Source organism: Marivirga lumbricoides, assembly GCF_014636295.1.
Classification (GTDB): Bacteria; Bacteroidota; Bacteroidia; order Cytophagales; family Cyclobacteriaceae; genus Marivirga; species Marivirga lumbricoides.
Genome location: NZ_BMEC01000065.1, coordinates 1 through 541 on the forward strand (window position 1 = coordinate 1; position 541 = coordinate 541).

At 44.5% G+C, this 541-nt stretch carries 1 protein-coding gene; it reads right to left on the reverse strand.

Going from position 1 to position 541, the window contains the following annotated elements:
• A partial coding sequence (locus IEV85_RS24795) for an efflux RND transporter permease subunit (protein WP_188467954.1) occupies nucleotides 1-541 on the reverse strand: 541 nt, incomplete at both ends.

Consider the following 541-nt stretch of genomic DNA (forward strand, 5'->3'; position numbering starts at 1 on the left):
ACGATTTTTCGGATATCATCCAGAGAGCGCACCAAGCCTTCTCCACGGATGAAATTAGACATCCTGTTCTTCTCAATGTAAGCCCCACCGGTATTAACATTGTTTCTGGCCAGAGCCTCATATACTTGAGAGATGCTCACATTCTGTGCATTGAGTTTATCCGGGTTAATGGCCACTTCATATTGCTTAATATAGCCACCGAAAGAATTCACCTCAACCACACCTTCAAGCAAAGTTAATTGCCGTTTTACAATCCATTCTTGAATCGTGCGCAACTCCATAGGTGAATACATCGAGTCATAACCCTCTTGTGGTTCAATGGTGTATTCATAGATTTGGCCTAAACCAGTGGAAATGGGACCCATTGATGGGCTTCCAAATTTCTCCGGTATGGTCTCTTTTAATTCGATTAGTTTTTCCTGTACCAGTTGGCGGGGCAGATAGGTACCCATATCGTCTTCAAAAACAATGGTAACGACAGAGAGGCCGAACCTCGAAACAGAACGGATTTCATCTACTCCCGGCAGGTTGCCCATGGCCA